General features: G+C 59.9%; 13 protein-coding genes and 1 pseudogene. 7 read left to right on the top strand and 7 right to left on the bottom strand.

Annotation, left to right across the window (positions count from 1 at the left end; translation table 11 throughout):
- Nucleotides 1-98, bottom strand: a pseudogene (locus tag QYH69_RS32910) (UTP--glucose-1-phosphate uridylyltransferase); the annotation flags it as partial.
- A gap of 378 nt (nt 99-476) precedes the next feature.
- Between QYH69_RS32910 and QYH69_RS32915 the strand changes: the two are divergent.
- Together QYH69_RS32915 and QYH69_RS32920 are read left to right on the top strand one after the other, a co-directional pair.
- Nucleotides 477-1,508: an acyltransferase gene (locus QYH69_RS32915; protein ID WP_308835855.1), complete on the top strand. Its 1,032-nt coding sequence runs from the start codon at nt 477-479 to the stop codon at nt 1,506-1,508.
- A 144-nt stretch (nt 1,509-1,652) separates the two neighbouring features.
- Nucleotides 1,653-2,987 (top strand): hypothetical protein, encoded by a 1,335-nt coding sequence (locus QYH69_RS32920; RefSeq protein WP_308835856.1) that lies wholly within the window; start codon nt 1,653-1,655, stop codon nt 2,985-2,987.
- 65 nt (nt 2,988-3,052) lie between these two features.
- Here the strand turns inward: QYH69_RS32920 and QYH69_RS32925 are convergent, their stop codons facing one another.
- Nucleotides 3,053-3,250 carry a hypothetical protein gene (locus QYH69_RS32925; protein ID WP_308835857.1) on the bottom strand — a complete coding sequence of 66 codons (198 nt, stop codon included), beginning with the start codon at nt 3,248-3,250 and terminating at the stop codon, nt 3,053-3,055.
- A 726-nt stretch (nt 3,251-3,976) separates the two neighbouring features.
- Here QYH69_RS32925 and QYH69_RS32930 point away from each other — a divergent pair.
- Entirely contained in the window at nt 3,977-4,969 is a 993-nt protein-coding gene (locus QYH69_RS32930; protein ID WP_308835858.1) for a helix-turn-helix domain-containing protein, read from the top strand.
- 43 nt (nt 4,970-5,012) lie between these two features.
- Here QYH69_RS32930 and QYH69_RS32935 read toward each other — a convergent pair whose 3' ends face one another.
- Entirely contained in the window at nt 5,013-5,816 is an 804-nt protein-coding gene (locus QYH69_RS32935) for a helix-turn-helix domain-containing protein (RefSeq protein ID WP_308835859.1), read from the bottom strand.
- Between the two features lie 45 nt (nt 5,817-5,861).
- Nucleotides 5,862-6,047 (bottom strand): hypothetical protein, encoded by a 186-nt coding sequence (locus QYH69_RS32940; protein ID WP_308835860.1) that lies wholly within the window; start codon nt 6,045-6,047, stop codon nt 5,862-5,864.
- Between the two features lie 120 nt (nt 6,048-6,167).
- Between QYH69_RS32940 and QYH69_RS32945 the strand changes: the two genes are divergently transcribed.
- Nucleotides 6,168-6,413, top strand: a complete 246-nt coding sequence (locus QYH69_RS32945; protein ID WP_308835861.1) for a flagellar transcriptional regulator FlhD — start codon at nt 6,168-6,170, stop codon at nt 6,411-6,413.
- Nucleotides 6,414-6,518: 105 nt separating this feature from the next.
- On the opposite strand, the gene QYH69_RS32950 is transcribed toward QYH69_RS32945, so the two are convergent.
- Entirely contained in the window at nt 6,519-7,937 is a 1,419-nt protein-coding gene (locus QYH69_RS32950; RefSeq protein WP_308835862.1) for an undecaprenyl-phosphate glucose phosphotransferase, read from the bottom strand.
- A 320-nt stretch (nt 7,938-8,257) separates the two neighbouring features.
- Nucleotides 8,258-9,103 carry a helix-turn-helix domain-containing protein gene (locus QYH69_RS32955; protein WP_308835863.1) on the bottom strand — a complete coding sequence of 282 codons (846 nt, stop codon included), beginning with the start codon at nt 9,101-9,103 and terminating at the stop codon, nt 8,258-8,260.
- Nucleotides 9,104-9,124: 21 nt separating this feature from the next.
- Here QYH69_RS32955 and QYH69_RS32960 point away from each other — a divergent pair, with 21 nt between their 5' ends.
- Nucleotides 9,125-9,292 carry a hypothetical protein gene (locus QYH69_RS32960; protein WP_308835864.1) on the top strand — a complete coding sequence of 56 codons (168 nt, stop codon included), beginning with the start codon at nt 9,125-9,127 and terminating at the stop codon, nt 9,290-9,292.
- A 327-nt stretch (nt 9,293-9,619) separates the two neighbouring features.
- Here QYH69_RS32960 and QYH69_RS36190 read toward each other — a convergent pair whose 3' ends face one another.
- Nucleotides 9,620-9,979 (bottom strand): GNAT family N-acetyltransferase, encoded by a 360-nt coding sequence (locus tag QYH69_RS36190; RefSeq protein ID WP_374992550.1) that lies wholly within the window; start codon nt 9,977-9,979, stop codon nt 9,620-9,622.
- 409 nt (nt 9,980-10,388) lie between these two features.
- Between QYH69_RS36190 and QYH69_RS32965 the strand changes: the two genes are divergently transcribed.
- The gene (locus QYH69_RS32965; RefSeq protein ID WP_308835865.1) at nt 10,389-12,656 is read left to right on the top strand and encodes a xanthine dehydrogenase family protein molybdopterin-binding subunit; all 2,268 of its coding nucleotides are present in this window, start codon (nt 10,389-10,391) and stop codon (nt 12,654-12,656) included.
- Nucleotides 12,657-12,677: 21 nt separating this feature from the next.
- Nucleotides 12,678-13,157, top strand: a complete 480-nt coding sequence (locus QYH69_RS32970) for a 2Fe-2S iron-sulfur cluster-binding protein (RefSeq protein WP_308835866.1) — start codon at nt 12,678-12,680, stop codon at nt 13,155-13,157.
- Nucleotides 13,158-13,185 lie beyond the last annotated feature (28 nt).

Consider the following 13,185-nt stretch of genomic DNA (forward strand, 5'->3'; position numbering starts at 1 on the left):
ACGATCGGCAGCATTTCCTTCGGGCTTGCCTTGGTGGCCGGGAGAAACCGTGTGCCGAGGCCTGCTACCGGAAAGACCGCTTTGGTAACGTTGAGCATGAGTAATCCATTGCATCCTGTGAATTCGTCGTCCCGTTCCGTACACGATGACCGGGGCTATCGTCAGCTTCCGCACGACTGGCGCGTAGAGTAGTTGAAGCATGGTTAGGCCGCCGCGGCCTGGCCGAAGCGCACCACGTTTTGGCATTTTTGGTAACGCGACCTTTCGCGGCGGATTCAAAATAGTCAGGAAGACGATTCAACGGCCATCCCGACCTTCGGGTCAGCCCGCTGCAAACAGATTGGTTCGGAGCCGACAACGTCTGGTCGAAAAGCGCCGCAAAACCGTGTTTTGACTTCGCATGCGTAATATCCGGCTGCGCCGTGCGTTAAGGCCGCGTCGAAAATCGCTCAACAAGAACCTCTTCGGGCTCACAGATGTTGCTTTCCGTTCAGATATTGCGGGCGATCGCGGCCGTGCTGGTCGTGGTTTGTCATGCGGTTCACAAACAGGGTCAACTGTCCGGCGACGGCAGCATATGGGAGTTCGGCGGATCAGGCGTGGACCTGTTCTTCATCATCTCCGGGTTCATCATGTGCCACGTTACCGCGGGCAGACCGACCACGGCTCGCGAGTTTCTTTCGGCAAGATTTCTGCGGATCGTTCCTCTCTACTGGACACTCACACTGGTCGCGCTGGCGGCCTATGTTGCCGATCCGGCGCTCGTCAACAGTAGTGGCGGAGTGACCGACGTGTTCGGTTCGTTCGTGCTCGTTCCGACCGGCGCCAAGTTTCTGATCCAGACCGGGTGGACGCTCAGCTACGAATTCTGGTTCTACATCGTGTTCGCCGCTTCACTGCGCTTTGCGCTTCGGGGCAGACTGTTCTTCGTCAGTGCCGTCATGCTTGCGCTGGTCGTGTTGGGCATGGTCGCCCGACCCGCCGATTTCACGGCCCAGTTTCTGACCGATCCGTTGCTGCTCGAGTTCGTCATGGGGATCGGCGCCTACCTGTATCTGCGTAGCACCTTTTGCCGCCCCCTCTGCAATCTGCTTCTTCTGACGGTGGGACTGCTTGCCCTGGTTGGCTTGAGTGCGTTCGATCTGCCCGTGAACCGCGTGCTGATCTACGGCATACCGTTCATGCTGATCTTCTGCGCCGTCGTCGGCGGCGAATCGGCGATCCGGTCCATTTCGCGCAGCGTAATCGTGCGAGCGTGCTGCGCCCTCGGCGATGCATCTTATTCGCTGTATCTTTCGCATCCGTTCGCCCTCGCTGCTGCGGGATTCGCCATCCGGCATTTCGGCATCCAGCGTAATGCCGCCGTGTCAGTCGCCTTCCTTTGTCTGGTTGCATTGATCGTGGGCTATGCATGCTATTCGGTTGTGGAGGTCAATCTCAACCGGCATGCAAAGGCCGCGCTGCGACGACTGAGGCGCGTCGCCCAGCCAGCCGATCAACACTTCTAGCAGCCGCTCCAGGCCGAGCCTATGACCACCCTCCAACGCATTGTCACGCGGCAGCAGGGCGCTCACCCGCTGACAGCGACGCTTGCCACCGGCGTGCTATGCGCAGTCGCGTTCTTCGTCCTTTATACCGAGCGCGCTCATGCATTGACGATCGTATTGAACGCGATGCTGATCGTCGCAATCCTGGCGATCAGGCCACGCAATCAAACGGTTCGCTGGTTCCGGTTTTTTCTCTTTTTCTTTTTCGGCATCTTTCCGCTGTGGCAATTGCTGGCCGGTGACGAGATTTACCTGAAGCTGTATCCACAAGACAGCGCACCCGTCATCGTTTGGTATCTGCTTTGCATTTTCGGCATCACGCTAGTCAAACTCGTGCTTGACGCAAAGAGCCGTGCGCTCGTCGCACGTCCGGTAAATACCGACCGCACTGCGCAAGCAGGCATTCTTGCTTACCTGTTTGCAGCGCTGTCGCTATGCGCACTGGCATTTATCTATGTGAAGCTCGGCGGATATTCACGCATCGCCCAGTTGTACGACACCCGTCTCGAAAGCAACGGCACCGAATATGACCCGTTCCGCGGACTCGGTGTCATCCAGGCATTTGCCAATACGTCTCCGCTGTGGGTGTTCGTCTGCCTGACCGTACGCCGGCGCCGGAACTGGCCTTTGACACTACTCGCCTTCGTGCAGCTCGGCATTCTGGGGTGGCTTTCTGCCGGTATTGCAGGCAGCCGCCAAGGCATCGTTTTCGTGCTCGTCTTCGCGCTGTTTCTCTATCATGGCTTCGTTCAGCCAATCAGCGCCGCAAAGGCTCGCCTGTTCGGGCTCGGTGTTCTGCTGGCGGGCATCCTGCTCATACCACTGAAGCTAGGCCTTGGTTATTCCGAGCTTGGAAAATTGCCCGAACGTTTCGCGGAGCAACGCGATCTGGAGCTGAGCATGGGGCCTCTGAGTTCGTTTCTGTTCCGGGATCTGTCGCGCTTCGACGTGCAAACGGTCGCGATCAACGAGATCAGCAAGCCGGCCTATAGGCTTGCGATGGGTCGAAGTTTCGTCGGCGCACTTGCGTCGATCATTCCCACCGCTGTCTGGCAAGACAAGCCCGACACATTCGCCGAGGAAAAGACCGACATCGTAAAAGCGGTCGAGCGCGGCGTGCTCGAAAAAACGACACTGCTGTTCGGAATGCCCGGAGAGTTTCTGGTGAACTTCGGTTTCGCAGGTTTTGTGTTGTCGTTCCTGATTCCGGCCTCGCTGCTGGTCATTGTCAACGCGGTCGCCAATGCGTCGAGGCGTTGGACCGCGCTTGCAGCCGTCTTGTGGCCGATGCCGTTCCTTTACTTCCTGTTCGACTCGAACGTGCTTGTTTATTACATGATTCGCTGGGTGCTTCTGTTCGGAATCCCAATTGGCTTTGCGCTGAATTGGCCGCATGCTGGACAACGCCATGCGAGCCGAACACCAGGCCGTGCTCTGTGAACGTGCTTCGTGACGACGCGTTTCGTGCGACGACTTGACCGCACCTGCGCCGCACCTACGCCGCATCATGCGCGACTGCGGTCGAGTTGTGACACGATTTCCGCCACCGTCAACTGCGGCAACTGTTTCGCGAGCAGTTCCCAAAAGATCACGTCCCGCATATCGCCCGCATCGTCGGCCGTCCTCCACTCGCGGGCGCCGACGATAGCATCGGCGGTTTCGTTCGCTGCCTCGACGATTCTCCGGATGTCTTGTTGGTGCATGAAATCGTTATCGGCGCGCTATCCATCTTCTTTAGCGTTGCGCGAAGCTTCCTTTTTGCCGCAGCTTCGCGCTATCCATCTTCTTTAGCGTTGCGCGAAGCTTCCTTTTTGCCGCAGCTACAGGCGAGCATGAAAAAGGCCCGCCGGCGGGGGGCACGGCGGGCAAGAATCCCGAAGAAGACGCGCTCGCGGCTGTCCGCTTCGAGTGACCAGGCGCCATTCTATTGATCGCGACTCCCGTGTACATCGGTTTGGCGGACAACGGCAACATATTGTCCAAATGATCAATATGGCGACCCGACTTGCGGCATGCGGGCATCCGATCGATACCGCCTTTATGCACGTTGTCTCAATAGAGAAGGTCAATAAAAGAACTCTATGCACGCGGGATTATTTTTTTTAGTGCGCAATCGTTTGCGCAACTCAGTTTAACTTAAATCAATATCGTCGCAGTAGAGTTCGAAATAATTTCATGACCTTGTATCTGCTTCAGGGCGCGACATTTTTATGACTCGATCACTCCCTGCAGAATATCGAAATAAATCGAATTCACAATGCATGGAATTTCGGTGTACATATTTCCTACTGTGTCTCGAGCAGCCAATGTCTTGACCTAATCGGCCACGCAATAACGGCGGTAGAACCGTTTGTATAGGATGCGTCGACACAATTAAACACAGAGCGCACCAAAGAGCTCTGGGAGTCGTGATCACTCGGGGAAAACAAATGGAGTTGAATCGGACCGTGCCACATGCTTTGCGGCAAAGCATCTCGAAGCTCAACGTAGATCGAACCACGCGCATCGACATTGCCCTCTTTAACGGCTTTGCGTTGCCGGGGATCGCCGCAATCATCGAAGTTTTCCAGAAAGCCAACGCGCTCGTGTCGCCGAGACCGATCGGGCGCTCGCGTTACGACGTTTCGCTATGGTCGGCAGCCGGCGGCCGCATTGCCAGTTCGTCTTCCGTCTTTGTCTGGACCGAGAGCGTCGAGAGTTACCGGGACACCAATGACGTGCATATGCTGTTCGTCGCCGGTGGCACGGGCGCGCAGCAGGCATGCCGGGACGAGCGGCTGCGTGATTGGCTGCGCCGCAGGCATCCGTCCAGCGAAATCGTTCATTCGATTCAGGAAGGCCAGCAGCTCCTCGAGGCAGCGGGCTTCACGAGTCGCGACCAGCCGCTATTCGACGCCGCACATGAATGGCGCGACGTCTATCCGCGAAGGCCGTTTGGCGAACCGCCAGGGGCAGTCGATACTGCGTTGAGAATCGTGAAGCACGATCTCGGTGCGGAGCTCGCCCAACTTGTTTCCGAATCGGTCGTACCCGATCACAAGAGGCCGTTCGCCTCGCCGATCACCGGTAGAGCGGTGCCGCAGATAAGCGAGAAGATCATGGAATCCGCGCGCTGGCTCGAAGCAAATGTCGACCAGCCGATCTCGATCGACGACGCCGCTCAGGTCGCCGCGATGAGCGAGCGCAACTTCCTGCGACGCTTCAAGAGCGAAATGGGCATCACGCCTTCCGATTACCTGCTGCGCGCGCGTCTGAACATGAGCTGCAGATTGCTCGTGGAATCGCGTCTTCCGGTGGACAAGATCGCGCGCCGCTGCGGCATCGGCAGCGGCGGCCAGTTGGCCAAGCTATTCAGGAAATATCTTTCCACTACGCCGACCGACTACCGGATGGGCCGGGAAGCATCGAGGACCTCCAGCTGAGCGCCGGCCGCGCGCCTTCCCGGCGAGCGTCACGGCCTCTCAGCTAGGCACCGGGCCGCCGATGATTGGCCCGGTAGGCGGTCGGCGTCTTGCCAAGGTGCTTGCGGAACAGCTTCGCGAGCCGCCCTCCGCTGCCGATGCCGCAGCGGCGCGCGATGCTGCCGACCGGCAAAGTTGTCTCCGCAAGCATCCGGCATGACATGTCGAGCCTCACGTAAAGCAGATAATCCGAAGGCGTCACGCCGAGTTCCGCCTTAAATCGCCGCAGGAAATTGCGCTCGCTCATCTGGGCCATGCGAGCCGCTTCGTCGACGCCCACCTGCCGATGGCCGTTCGCTTCGAGCCAGCGTGCCGACGACTGGATCTTCTCGCTCACGTTGTTCGTCTCGTTGCGGCGGATAATCTCGGCAAACGGGTTGGGAACGAACTGCGCGAGCAGTGTGCTCATTCTGGGCGTCGAGCCGGTATAAGGCGCGAATCCGGCTGCATCGAGAAGCAGGTGCCCCTCGTCGACCGGAAACACATAGCCAGTTAGCGCGCACGCGCGACGCAACCACGCGAGCAAAACGTCGTCGCGCAACGCATGACTGACGCCCGGGCCGCCGGCGATGAAAAGCGCATGCAAATCATCGAGCTGGCGCCCGGTCTCGATGCTTTCGGTCCAGACGAGCACCGCGGATGAACTGGCGATACGTCCTCCGAGGCTCGACAGCAAGCGGACCCTGTAGCGGTCCGGAGTGTGCCGGCCGCACTCGCTCAGGTCGTTCGCACGCTCGAACGATTCCACGATCCGCGCAATTCCAGGCAGTGAAAAGCCGTCGAATACGGTAATGCCTATAGTTTTCAATTTGTCGTGCCGGGTAGGCTGCATCCGCGCTCTTGCCGCGTCTCCTCAATCAACCACGTATGCGCCGCGCCGCGCGATAAAGCGCATCGCAACAAGACATTGTGTCCGCCTTGCAACAACAATGTTACGAAAGGCGAAGCTTGCCATCGACACGGTGGCGGATTGACGCCAGGTCTTGACGGTTTGGGTCCAGATCATTTTGTCCGCTTCGACATTGACCGAATCCGACATGCTTTTGGCGCCCGCATGCAATCTGAATCCTTAAACTATTAAGGATGCCTATATCTGTACGACCGCGCTTTTGTGCTGTTGCCGATGCTGCAAATGCCCACCTTTTCACACGCTGCCTCCATGTCGAACGACGAAGACCTGCTGGATGAAATCAGCGACTGGAATCGCACTTATCTCCGCCTTGCGCAGCGGCTGATTCTCGAAGACCGCCGCAACGGCGCGCGCATATTCGGCTTCCCGGACGAGATGACGAGGTTGGTCGGCGAATTGACGCCATCCCAGATCGATGCGCTCGCGACATCGGTGGAACTGGTTTGCCGGCTGCATACGGGGCCGGCCTCGATCTTCGCGAGCATCCTGCATTGAATGTCGCTCGGCCGAGGAGCGCACGACGCTGCCGGCCGCCTACCGTCGCAGCGCCTTGCGGCCCCTCTTCGGGGCATCAGGCGCTGCATTGCCCGGCGTCGCCAGTCAATACGCGTTACGGTGAATGAAGCCTTTGACTACGGTTGCTGCCACAATTCTCATATCCAGCACCAGCGACCAGTTGCACAGGTAGTAGAGGTCGTATTCGACGCGGCGTTGCATCTTTTCGATCCGGTCGGTTTCGCCGCGATACCCGTTCACCTGTGCCCAACCTGTGATACCCGGCTTGATCCGGTAGCGGTGGATATAGCGGTCGATCAGCTTGCCGTAAAGTTCGTCGTGTTCGATCGCGTGTGGCCGCGGACCTACCACGGACATCTCGCCGCGCAGCACATTGATGAACTGCGGCAACTCGTCGAGACTGGTACGGCGCAGGAATGCTCCGACCCGCGTAATGCGCGGATCGGAGCGCGTCGCCTGCTGCACGACACCATGCGTCTGTTGATGAAGCCGCATCGAGCGGAATTTGTAGATGCGAAATACGCGGCCGTCCGCGCCCTTGCGGTTTTGCCGGAAGAACACGGGGCCCGGGGACGAACACTTGACGGCCACCGCGATCACTGCAAAAAGCGGCGCGAGTGCAAGCAGCACACCGCATGCGAACACGCGATCGAATAGTGCTTTCTGAGCGAGTGCGGCTGGCGAGAGCGGCGAAGCAGCGAGGTTGATTGCCGGCGAGCCGGCTAGTTCGACGAGTCCGCCCTCGAACAACGTCAAGCCGCGCACATCCGGGACGAGACGGATATTGATCAGCTCGTCGCGGAAGGTGTCGAGAAAGCGCAGGATCGTTGCCTGCTCGGAGAGCGGCAGCGCGAGCCACAATTCCTGGATGCCGGCCTCCCGTACATAGTCGACGAACGCGTCGAACTCGGCGAAAACGCGCAACCTCGGTGGCATACCATGCGCGTGTCCTCGCGAGTCGAACACCGCCGCAGATCGAAAGCCACTGCCCGGCAAGGCATCGATCCTGCGCAGCACATCCTGGCAATGCGCGCTTTCACCGACCAGCGCCACAAGGCGCTGGTTGAGGCCCGCATGACGCAGCCGGCTCAATATCGTATACGCGACCATACGTGTGCCGACGAGCGCGGCGGCGCCGGCCACGGTCCAGCACCCGAACCACTGGCGCGACACATCGCTTGCATAGTGAAGCGAGAAGATCAGCAGGACGCAGCAAGCCTGCACGCATGTCCATGCGAGCAGAACACGCTTTACAAGCTGTATCGTTGGGCGCCCGCGCCATGATTGATACACGCCGAACGCCGGCATCAACGCTAGCGCGCACGCAATCGAAAACGCCACAAACAGTGCATCGAGCGTCCCTTGCGTGAGAAGGCTGCCGAAGCGCGACTGTGCCGTCAGCTCGGCGATCCCTGCAATTGTCGCGACATCGGCAAGTCTCGCGACGACGCCATTCAGGTCGTTGCGTACCGTTACGCCGCGCTGGAGAATATCGGCCTGCATGGCGCGCTCCTAAGTCCGCACGTGCGCGCCGCTCGAGCGTCGCGCCATCCGCGCGTTGATGTGATTGCAAGTAAAAGCGCACACGCGCCTTCTTCTGATGGGCTGGATGACCACGCCGTGGACCGCGGCGGCCGGATCCGCGCTGAGCCGACTCACTTCGATACTCCTCGTGACTGTTGCGTCATGCGAATTGACCGGCTCGAATCATACTAAGCACCCTTCTTGTCAAAATCGACATGACCGAAAAAAACCATATGTTGGCGGCACGATCCCCGAACGAAATGTATTTCGCTATCCGATGTATCTCAGGAACCCTACGGCTACTCGCGCGCGGCGCTGTCCTGTTGCGAGCGTGCAGCCGCACGATATTCGCTTGCGGACACGCCCAGGCGCCGCCGGAACAGTTTCGCCAGCGCCATGCCGCTGCTGAAGCCGCAACGCCTCGCCACCTTGTCGATCGGCAGTGCAGTGGAGATCAGCAACCGGCACGCGAGCTCGAAACGGGCCTTGAGTAGATAGTCGGACGGAGTCATGCCCATTACCTGCGTGAAGTGCCGCAGCAGGGTCCGCTTGCTCACCAGCGCGAATTGGGAAATGTCTGCGACCGTAATCGGTCTGCTGCAGTTCTGTTCGATCCACTCTGCCGCTTCACGCATCTTGTCGCGCCGCATGTCTTCGCTTGGCTCACCGGGAAACGCGAACAGCCGGCGACTCGAATCGGGTATGACTCGTTCACCCACTTCCTGGGCTCTTGGCATTCCAAGGTCGCGACTCACGATCGATAACGCACTGAACAGCGCGCCACCAGGATCGTAGATGTCATGCAGTTGCGCGGCGACATCCGTATGCCCGCTTGCGCGATGGCCCGGCCGGAATAGCGATCTGAGCCCGCCTGTTACGTCCGCAGGCGGTACACCCGCCGCCTCGATGAGCGAGCGCCCGTCGGCAACGCCGATGACGAGCGAACCTTTGCGATGCGCTTCCCGGATCGAGCCGAGCAGGCGCGCGTCGCACGTTGCGGCGCTTACGCCGTCTCCCCCCGCGACGAATGCGATGTCTACCGGCGATGATCCGATGACCTCGCTCCACACTTTCATCATCGCCGTTCCCCTGACGAGGCCGCCGCTTACGGACAGCACCCGGACCAGATAACGGCACTCGTTCATGCCGTTGAGTCGGTTCGCGTAATGAAATATCTGATCGATGATGGCGACGTCCAGCGACGAGAATCCTGGAAAGACCAGAACTGCAATATGCAGCTCCTCGTCGATCCGTTTTCGTCGTCCGAACGCGTGTTTCTGATGCGGACGGCGATGTCCAGCGGATCGCTCAGAAGTCGTGTCGTTCATTTGTAGACTGGCTTGTGCTCGAGCTCCGATACGAGCCCGGAGTCTAGCGAGCCGCAGTCTCGACCCACGAGTTCATGGCTGAACTGCACCATGTTTTGGCCGTCGCAGGAACGCTCGCTTCACTTTGGGGTTCGAGCGCTTTGGGCGATCACCCGCTTCAATTAGTGAGGTTTTTCGCACCAGTGCGGAAGCCGTGCGTCAAAGCTGGCGTCGTCGTCGAAACCGCCCATGCGCTAACCGGACTCTGCAGGAACAGCAGATTCAATTTCTGACCCTTGCGAAACGAGCTTATTGCCTGCAATGCGCGAGCACGAGCAAAGTCGTGGCGCCCTTTCAGAAAATTCGACAATCCGGCCGAGGGCTGCTTTTGCACTGCCGTCGTCGTTGCGACGTCCGTCCCAACCGCATCGTCGAGAATCTGGCCACCGGCGTCGAATGACCGGTAGTGGCCGGCCAGCGACGATAGACTTCAAATAGCCAGAAAAACTGGCTGCGATATTTGCCAAAGCCGCGCTTTCTGTCAGCACGGAATCCGGCCCGCTCAAAGAAATGGTGCGCATGAATGCGATGCGTCGAGCTAAGGAGCATCATCTTCGAGCAATCCGATTCTTTGCAAAACCTTTCAGCCTCCAGCAGCAACGCATGCCCGACGCCATTCCCCCCATCCCTGCTGCACGATGACCAGCGTCGCAAAGTCGAACTGGAATACGTAGCGTGATCGGCGTGTTTTGCTGTTCATGAGCCCACGGTCACTCATCGGGAGCGGCAGGGGCGCGCTTATCTTGTTGATGAAACGGGTGATGCGCAAACAGCAGAGTTACATCAATGGCAAATATCGACAGCGCTCGGGTCTCGCCAGATCCGCACGAGCTATTCGGCCTCGGCAAAGGCGATGCCAGGATGTTCAGGTTGATCTTCGGCTCCAACGCTTCGCAGATCCTCTCTTTGCTCAACACACTGCGCAAAGACAATCTAGCCCCGTTGCGTACATTGGCTATAGTCAGGCTTCGGCGAGTCACTGACTACCATGCGGCAACTTTAGCGACGCGATCAGGACGGGCGTGCAGCGCCGCTGTGACAAGCGTAACCGGGGACGCGTCCCATGTCTAAACTGAAACGCCGCCATTTCGTCTTTGGGGCGGCGGTTGCCGCCGGTGCACTGGTCATTGGTTGGGCTGCGTTACCGGCTCGGCAACGGCTTAATCCGGACAGTCCACTCCCTACCGCGGCTGGGCAATATGCTCTGAATGGCTGGGTCAAGATTTCGGACGACGGCACGATCACCGTCGTGATGGCGCAGGTTGAAATGGGCCAGGGCGCGCAAACCGGACTCGCCATGCTGCTCGCCGACGAGATGGATGCTGACTGGGCGCGCGTGAAGCTCGAGCCGTCCACATACGACCGCATCTACAACAACCAGGCCGCCATCGTCGACGAACTGCCTTTCAGACCCGATGATCACGGCATCGTCAAACGCGTTTCCGGCCACCTCGCACGGCGGATCTTGCGCGAAATCCCCGGTCTGCAGTGCACTGGCGGCTCATCAAGCATCGCGGACCAGTGGCTGCCGATGCGCGAAGCTGGCGCGGCCGCACGCGCGATGCTGGTGGCCGCTGCCGCATCCCGCTGGCAGGTGCCAGCAGACAGCTGTACGGTCGCGCTTGGCGTAGTACGGCATCCATCCGGCAGGCATGCGTCGTTTGGCGAACTTGCGGCCTCTGCAGCGCATATGCCGGTGCCCCACAACGTCAAGCTGAAAAGCGTCACCGATTTCCGTCTGATCGGTCAGCCGGCGCGGCGACTCGACAATGCGGCCAAGCTCGACGGCTCGGCGCGATTCGGCATCGACTCTGTGCCGTCAGGCCTCCTCTATGCAAGCATCCTCATGTGCCCGACGCTCGGCGGACGTGTGGCGCGCTTCGACGGGAGCGCGGCAAAGGCGCTGCGCGGCGTCAGGCATATCGTCGCGCTCGAACCGGTACCCGGTGGTCTCGGCAGCACCGGAGCCACGTCCGGGGGCGTTGCTGTTATTGCAGATACGCCCTATCACGCGATACAGGCGCTCGACCACATCTCAGTCGAATGGGATCATGGCGCGGCGCACGCGCAGTCCAGCCGTGCGATCGACGTCGCGCTGACTCACGCGCTCGACAACGGCGATGGTAAAACCCATTTCGAAGCCGGCGACGTGAAGAACGCGCTGGCATCGGCTACACAAACCATTCGCGCCGAATATTTCGTGCCGCTGCTCGCGCATGCCGCGATGGAGCCGATGAACTGCACGGTCCAGTTCAAGGATGGCCGCGCGACGGTGTGGGCCGGAACGCAGACACAGGGATTCGCGCGTCGGGCCGCCGCCAAGGCTCTCGGAATCGACACCGACCGTGTCGACCTTCGCGTGCCGTTCATCGGCGGGGGATTCGGCCGCCGCCACATCTCCGATGTGATAGTACAGGCCGCCTGGCTCGCGCGTCTGACTGACGGCGCGCCGGTCCAGTTGCTCTGGACGCGTGAGCAGGACATGACGCACGACTACTATCGGCCCGCGTATCTGTCGCGTTGCACGGCGGGCTTCGATTCCACAGGGCGGCTTATCGCATGGCACGTCACATCGGCGGGATCGAGCATGGGAGCGCCGTCATTTCTCGATGCGTCGACCGAAGGTGCGTTTGACACTGCTTACGCATTTCCGAACGCGCGCGTTGCGCACCAGACCGTCGAGCCGGGAATTCCGCTCGGCATCTGGCGCTCTGTCAACCACTCGCAAAACGGCTTCTTCACCGAGAGCTTCGTCGACGAATGTGCTGCCGCGGCGCGGCGCGACCCGATTGCCTTCCGAGCCGATCTGTTGCGTGACGACGAGCGACATCTGCATGTGCTGCGACGAGTCGCCGAACTTTCGCAATGGAACGCTCCGCTTGCAGCAGCGTCCGATGGCGCACCGCGCGCGCGTGGCGTTGCAATACACCGTAGCTTCGGCACGATCGTCGCGCAGGTGGCCGAGGTATCGGTCACATCGAATCAGCAGATTCGCGTGCATCGTATCGTGTGCGTGGTCGACTGCGGGATGCCGGTGAATCCCAATCTGATACGCCAGCAAATGGAGGGGGCAATTGTGTTCGGACTCTCGGCTGCGCTATACGGCGAGATCACTGTCGAAAACGGCACAGTACAACAGCGCAATTTCGATGGTTACGCGCCGGTGCGCATGGACGACTGCCCGCAAATCGACGTCGACATCGTGCCCAGCACGCTTGCGCCGGGTGGCGTCGGCGAACCGGGCACGCCACCTGTCGCTCCCGCTGTGGCCAACGCATTATTCGCCCTGACTGGTCAGCGGCTCCGCAATCTGCCGCTGCGCCTCGCTTGATACCCCACGAAATCACTGCCCATGACGATCATACTGAACATCAACGGTGCCGACGTGCCGGTCGATACCGAGGCGGATACGCCGCTACTTTGGGTCTTGCGCGGCGAATTGAAACTCACCGGCACGAAATTTGGCTGTGGCCGGGGACTGTGCGGCGCATGCACCATTCATCTGGACGATAAGGCCGTACGCTCCTGCGTCCTGCCGCTTTCCGAAATTGGTAGCGGTCAGCGCATCACAACCATCGAAGGATTGCATGGCGTCGAAGCGGACGCGCTGCGTGCGGCATGGACCGAGGTCGATGTCGTTCAATGCGGCTATTGCCAGAGCGGACAACTAATGTCCGCATGGGCATTGCTTAGGTTCAACCGTCATCCAGCGGCGGCCGATGTAAATGCCGCTATGCGAGGCAATATTTGCCGATGCGGCACCTACCCGCGCATTCGCTGCGCCATCGACATCGCCGCTTCCAGGCTGCAACAACGGAAGCCAGATCTATAGAGCGCCGTCACGATGCAAATGCTCGATA

The sequence above is a fragment of the Paraburkholderia sp. SARCC-3016 genome (assembly GCF_031119615.1).
Lineage (GTDB): Bacteria > Pseudomonadota > Gammaproteobacteria > Burkholderiales > Burkholderiaceae > Paraburkholderia.